Below are 6997 nucleotides of genomic sequence, written 5' to 3' on the forward strand. Positions count from 1 at the left end.
TCATTTTGCACGATGCTGCTGCCCTGTTCACACAGGGCAGCAGGCAATCGTTAGTGAGTGTGGTTTTGATCGGGTTTAGCAATCAGGTGATCCAACGAGTAGGTCGGAGAATGCAGATCGCCGCTTGTCGGAGTCGACAGCGCAGTATCAATGCCATGCGCCACTTTCGCCGGACTGGCGATCAGGTGATGATCGCCGCTGCTTTGAATGTACTTCGCAATATCCACGCCTTCATGCAGTTCACGCGCCAGATCGCTGAGATCGACTTTTTCAAGCACCCCCTTCGCCTTATCGTCAGCACTGAGCACCGCTGTCGCCTGACCGTGTCCGGTCGCTGCTGGTGCATAAGACAGAGATAATGCGTTGTCGTCGAACAGGTTATGCAGCGCATGCTGTATCGCAGCATGATTCCCTTTATCCACCGAATGTCCTTTCACTGGCGCGGGATCGTCCATCGTCACGTTCAGCGTTTGGGTATAAGGCGTAATATTGCCGTGGTTATCATTCGCCTCAATCAATACGTTCACCCGGTTATGACCTGCCCGGAATGCGGAAGTCTCAACCTCAATATCATAGGTCAACCCATTATTGCCCTGATGAAGAATGGCATCGTACTGATGACCATTTACCAGTGCTTTAATATGCTCACCATCATGCACATCACCGCTCACGCTGCCGGTAATATGCGTGACGGCGTCCTGTGATTCCGCACGTGAAATATGGTTATCCCCGGTAACCTTATCGACGATAAGCGTGGCGTCTGCCTGCTGATCAACCGAATAGCTGTGGGAAGTTGTCTGTGAATATGGGTTGCCCGGCGTATCATGACCTTTAACCTCAACCGAAAATGTGGTGTTCACTTCCATGATATGACTGTCCACATCTACGTGATAAACCCGATCGCCATTGCTCAACGTGTCTACCGAACCGCTAAATTCCTGACCGCCAATTTTTAATTTGATCGAATCCCACACATCCACATCACCGCCAAGAGGCCCGGTTACCCTCACCGTCGCTCCCAGGAGTTCCTGATGATTCAGGACGTTATCTTGGGTGACATTATCAATACCCATCGTTCCCACAGCGGTTCTGTCGATGGTAATGGTCTTATCGATATCGACCTTATCGCGGTTACCGGCGTCGTCATGGGCGATAACGTGAGCAAGGATCTTTTGATCGTGAATCAGGTCAATCGTACTGGCATCCACGCTAAATACCTTCTGACCACCGCTATTTTTCACATCAGCAACCAGATCTTTACCATTAACGGTGATGGTCACCTGATCGCCAACATCCACGTCCCCGGTCACATAACCGCTGATGGTGGTTTTCGCATGCTGAGTTTCCTCGTTATTCAGCACATCATCGACTGACACCTTATCCAGCACGATGCTGGCATCAACCTGCGTATCGATAGTGACCGTTTTGTCGTTTACGGCATGCATTGGGTTCAACGCCGAATCCTGCCCTTCTACGCTGACGTGAATATTCGGGTCATTTTGCAGCCCGACCGTACTCACCATCGCTTTGTAGCCCAGTTGCCCGTTCATATGCGGCAGCTCAATGACACGCGTATGTACTGTGACGCCATCGACGAGAATGGCGACTTTATCACCGAGATGCACGTCGCCATCCACCGTACCACTCACCTCTACGCTTCCTGCTTTTACCTCATCGGCATTGATAACATCGTCACCACCAACGGTATTGATGGTCACACTGCCCGTTGTCGTCGTATCAATTGAATAATTCTGCGTGAAGCTGGCGGACTGCACATTATTATGCTCGTCATAACCCATCACTTTCGCCACAATGGCATGATCCGCCAGCAGGTCTTTGGTGTAGATATCAACAGTGTAATGATGGCTCTGGTCCACCGTGGCCGCGTATTCATTACCGTTAACCGTCAGGGTCACCTTATCACCCGGATGCACATCTCCCGATACTGAACCGGTTACGGCTATCTTAGTTTGCAGCGATTCCTGCGCATTCAGCACATTGTCCTGCGCGATCTTATCGATAGTGACTCCGGCATCGGCACTCAGATCAACCACAACATGGCTGCTGGCAGAGGCACTTCCCAGGTTGCCATGATCGTCCGTCGCCATTACCGTCGCGACAACATCCGGATTATTGTGCAGGTCATTGACGCTGACATCTTTCGACCAGACCCATTGACCATGTTGCAGATGAACAACGGCTGTCAACGTATTACCGTTAACCTGCAGGTTCACCACGCTACCGTCATGGATACCTTCACCGCTGACCGTACCGCTAACGGTTACTTTACCAGCCTGGCCTTCTTTGCCATTAATCACATCATCCCCGGCAATCTTATCCATCGTGACCTGCAGCGGATTTTCCGTATCTACGGTGATGTTTTTGTGCGCTGAGTCTGTTGCTGTCCCCGCTGCATTTTTCACTGTGACGGAGACATCGAATGACGGATGCGCCTGAAGCGCAGTAGTCGGGACATCAACCTCATATGCCAGTTGTCCCGGCATAGTCGGGATAGCCTTTACGTGCCCGGTGTATGAAACATGGTTAATAGTAACAATAACGTCATCACCAATATGAACATCGCCAGTCACAAAGCCACGGATTGGCGTTGTCGATTTCAGCGCTTCGTCATGATTGAGAACGTCATCGCCCGCCACCTTATCAACGGTAAGGTGTACGGTCGGTTGGTGAGGTTGTGTTGTTCCTGTACCCGTTGAAGGAGGCGTTACCACTGGCGGGGTAGTGAAACCATAAGGAGTATTACCGCTCACTGCCGTATTGTGTAACCAGGGCAAATCGATAAATTTATGCTCTGTCGCCGTGGCTGTATTACCATGATTGTCATGGGTGGTGATGGAAACCACAATATTGCCATCATCGGCAAGATCACCTGTACCTATGTTGGCCTGATAACCGAGAGTGCCATCCGCCAGGGTCACTACATGGGTGGTATAGACAATTCCTTGACCAACCGTAATGGTTATCGTATCTCCCTTAATGGCATCGGGATCAACATGTCCGGATACAGAGATAAAGTCAGGTCTGTGGCCAGCAGACAGATCATTCGCGACCGTCTGACCCGGCGGCAGACCATTAGAGGCCGTATCAATGGTGATCCCTGCGTCAGCAACGGTATCAACCTGCACCGGCATATCATCGTACCCACGCGCGATGTTACCTGCATCGTCTTTAGCCGTTACTTCAGCATGAATATTCGGATCCATGAGCAGATCTAAGGTCGAAACCTTAGTACTGAATACATGCTGACCGTTTTGATTTTCCACCCGCGCAAAATAGGTCTGATGGTTGATGGTCAGTTCAACCATATCGCCAATTTTAACATCCCCGCCCACCGTCCCGGTGACGGTGGTTTCTGGATTCAGGGCTTCATCGTGGTTGATCACCGCATCGCCATCATGGGTAACGATTGGGTCGATATGCACTGTTGCGTCAACTTGATCGTCAATGACTACGGTACTACGTGCATCCGCCGTGGCGTTATTCCCCGCCCCATCGGTGGTGGTAATAGTCGCAGTAATATGTGGATCGCTTTGCAGCCACTGGGTATCAACATTAATGGAGTAGCCCAGAGTGCCAAGATTTGGCAGGTGCGTCACTGTGGCATCAACCATATGGCCACCGATATTCAGGTGCACCACATCATTAATTTTCGCGTCACCACCGACTGTACCGCTAATGATCGTGAGAGACTTGCCCAGTTCAACGGCGTTCAGTACATCATCCCCTGTTACGGGATCAATGGTAATTTCGGCCTCAGCTTTACTGTCCAGATTAACATCATGGTGCGCCACAATATGGGCATGGTTCTGCGCCGCATCCGTCACATCCATTGAGACTTCAATATGCGGACTGGCAACCAGGTCGGCCGTTGAAACCGGAAGGTGGAAGCCCATCTGCTGATTGCCACGATCTTCCACCACCCCGGCATAGTTATGGCCATTGATGGTCATGGTAAACGGATCGCCAGGATGGACCTCACCGCTCACCGTACCACTCACTATCGTATAGCCATGCATTTGCTCTGCAAGGTTTAGCGTATTATCCGGCGTCACGGAATCAATGGTTATCTGTGCATCCACACGGGTATCGATAATAACGGTGGTTTCTGCATTAGCCGTGGCCGGGTTGCCCGCGCCATCGGTGGTGCTCACCGTCGCGGTTAAATGCGGATCGGAGATCAGATCGGCAGTACTGACTTTAATGCTATAGCCAAGAACCCCGCCCCCTACATCGTGCACTTTACCTGTCAGGACGTGACCATTAACGGTGAGATAAACAACGTCATTAACGTGAACATCCCCCCCCACTCTTCCGGTTATCAAGGTGAATGGCTGTTTTGATTCATCGCCATTAATCATATTGTCATCGGTGACGGGATCGATCGTCAGTATTGCCTTAGCATGTAAATCAACCACCAGGTCGTGCGTTATCTCCGCTTTATGGAAATTATGCACATTATCTTCGCCGACTACGCGGGCCACGATATGCGGGTCTTTAACCAGATCGCGGCTCAGAACGTCCAGCTTATATCCCAGCGCATTGTTATGTTCCGGGAGTCGCTGAACGGTTGTATCGTAAGTATGGCCGTTGACAATAACCTGAACTTTAGTCCCGACATGCACATCGCCCGAAACCGTCCCCATCACCTCAGTGAGGTGTTTCGCGGCTTCTGCGCCGTTCAGCTTGTCATCGCCCGCCACCGTATCAACGGTGATTTTAGCCGCGGCATGGTTATCAATATGTACATCATGGGTTGCGGTGGTAATGACCTCATTTTCCACCGCATCGTGGGAGATAACCGTGACACTCACGGTCACATTTTTATCCTGGTTGCCTTTGTTATCGCTGAACGCCGTTGAGTTGACCGGGACCTGATAGCCTAAATGACCGCCTCCAAGATCAATCACCTTGCCGTTAAACGTCTGGTGATTGATTTCTACGATCACCGCATCGCCAATCTGCGCGTCACCGCCCACCTTACCGCTGATGAGCTGCATCGGCGTATCCAGCTCAAGATGGTTAAGTTTGTCGTCATCAGTGACGCTATCAATAGTGACGGTACTTTGCGCCTGCGTATCCAGCGTAACGGTTCGATGCTCCACCGCCACCGCCTTGTTGCCCGCAGCATCGTGACTGACCAGCGTCACCATCACGTCGTTGCTGCCTTCCTGCAACACACCTGTTGGAACAAACACTTCGTAGCGCAGAACGCCGTGATCGTTAACCACCGTGCCGCTAAAGTCCTGTGTTTGCCCCTGTACGTGGACGGTAACCACATCGCCCGCTTTGGCATCCAGGCCTTTCGCGATACCGCTAATCAGCGTCGGCATCCGGCTTTCAATGGCGTTCACCACATCATCCGACGCGACTACATCCGTCGTCACCACGTTTTTGGCAAAGTTATCAATATGAACTTTATGGCTATCGGTAGCGATGGCAAGGTTACCCGCCGCATCATGAGAGGTGACAGTGACGTGCACATCGACATCCGTCAACACATGGATGCTATTGTTCGCAAAGGCCGATGAGTCCACATCAATGCTGTAACCCAGATGCCCGTTACCAAGGTCAATGACCCGGCTATCGTACTGATGACCATTAACTTCGAGTTGAATGGGATCGCCGATCTTCGCATCTTCACCATCAACGATGCCGGTAATGCGCTGTGTCGCCGCGGACAGTTCCTGGTAATTGATAACATTGTCTGTAGCAATGTTATCTAGCGAGATGGTGTTTTGCGCATGAGTATCAAGAGTGATAATACGGTGCGACTCACTGGTCACTTCATTGCCCAGCGCGTCATGGCTGACCAGCGTCGCGACCACCGCGTTCTTTCCTTCATGCAAGGTTCCATGCGGCAGAACCACTTCATAGCGTAACTGACCGTTATCGTTGATCACCTTGCCGTCAAAGTCTTGTCCACGAACCCTGATAGTTACCGCATCACCCTCCCGGGCATCACCACCGGCTACGATGCTAATAATCGTCGGCATCCGGTTTTCATTGGCGTTCACCACATTGTCCGTCGCCACTGCGTCAATCTTAATGGTGTTTTCCGCGTAGTTATCGATATGAACTTTATGGGAATCAGTCGCGATCGCCAGGTTTCCCGCTGCGTCATGAGATGTGACCATCGCGGTAATTTTCACATTCGTCAGAACATGGCCGCTGTTATCAGCAAATGCTGAAGAATCTACATCGATGCTATAACCCAGCTTACCGCGGCCAAAATCAACCACCTTACCGCTGTACTGATGGCCATTTATCTCCAGTAAGACAGGATCGTTGACCTTCGCATCCTCACCGCCAACAAAACCGGTAATGGTCTGTTTAGCCGCAAGTAGCTCTTGGTAATTCAATGTGTTATCGGCAGTGACATCATGTATACGGACAGTATTATGTGCCTGAGTGTCCAACGTGATGGCGTGATGCGCCAGAGTGGTCACTTCATTACCCACCGCATCGTGGCTGATCAGCGTCACCACCACCGCATTTTTACCTTCCTGCAGCGTACCGACCGGCACCGCCACTTCGTAGCGCAGTTCGCCATTTATGTTGACGACTTTGCCGGTAAAGTCTTGCCCCTGTACACTAACGGTCACCGGATCGTTGACGGACGCATCGCCGCCAACGGCACCGCTGATCAGCGTGGTCATGCGGTTTTCAATAGCATTCACCACATCCTCCGTCGCTACCGTGTCGATGCTGAGCTGGTTAGTGGCGAAGTTATCAATGTGTACGTCGTGGCTGCTGGTGGCAATCGCCAGGTTACCTGCCGCATCCTGGGAGGTGACGCTGACATGCACCGTCACGTCTTTCAACACCTGACCGATGTTGTCAGAGAATGCTGATGAATCCACCTCGATGCGGTAGCCGAGGGTATGTTTCCCGGTATCAATCACCTGGCCGTGATACTGGTGGCCGTTAATCTCCACCAGCACCGGGTCGCCCGCTTTCGCATCTTCCCCGCGCACGT

The 6997-nt window shown here is 51.6% G+C and carries 1 protein-coding gene; it reads right to left on the reverse strand.

Features of this window, described 5'->3' with window-relative positions; genetic code table 11:
* Positions 1-50 precede the first annotated feature (50 nt).
* Complete coding sequence (locus OGX86_RS19610) at positions 51-6995, reverse strand: Ig-like domain-containing protein (RefSeq protein ID WP_286640462.1); 6945 nt, start codon at positions 6993-6995, stop codon at positions 51-53.
* Positions 6996-6997: the final 2 nt, after the last annotated feature.

This window comes from Citrobacter sp. Cpo040, from assembly GCF_030332915.1.
Lineage (GTDB): Bacteria > Pseudomonadota > Gammaproteobacteria > Enterobacterales > Enterobacteriaceae > Citrobacter > Citrobacter portucalensis.